Below are 451 nucleotides of genomic sequence, written 5' to 3' on the forward strand. Positions count from 1 at the left end.
GCCGATCCGGCCCAAACCCCCACAGATTGACCAGCGGGCCCACGGTGATATCCATCGCGCCGTCCGTCTTCGCGCCAATACGTAGCGCCGAGGTCACGATATCCGCCATGGCTTCGCTGACCGGCCAGGGCGCAAGGCTGCGTGAATGGTTAAAACGCATCAGCGCGGAATCATTTTTATAGGTAGAAAGCAACCAATCATCAGCATCAAGCTGAGTCTGGATTTTAGTCTGTAACTCTGCGGCGCGTTTCGCATCGATGCCAACCACGCTCACCCGCCAGAGGGTCCCCATCGTTTTACCTTCCAGCACCTGAGCGGCAGGTGACGCTGTTGTCGTTTCGGGAGCCTCATCGCAGCCCATAAGTAAAAAAGCCGCCGCCAGACACACGGCCCGGCCAAAAGTCATTTTCATCGCTGTTTATCCTCATTCGAATGGACGCAAGCGTATATC

The 451-nt window shown here is 56.3% G+C and carries 1 protein-coding gene; it reads right to left on the bottom strand.

Annotated features, from left to right (window positions below; translation table 11 throughout):
* Positions 1-412 (bottom strand): FAD:protein FMN transferase (locus tag EHSB41UT_RS24245; RefSeq protein WP_207626760.1); only part of this gene is annotated, 412 nt, incomplete at its 3' end.
* Positions 413-451 lie beyond the last annotated feature (39 nt).

Source organism: Parendozoicomonas haliclonae, assembly GCF_900174585.1.
Lineage (GTDB): Bacteria > Pseudomonadota > Gammaproteobacteria > Pseudomonadales > Endozoicomonadaceae > Sansalvadorimonas > Sansalvadorimonas haliclonae.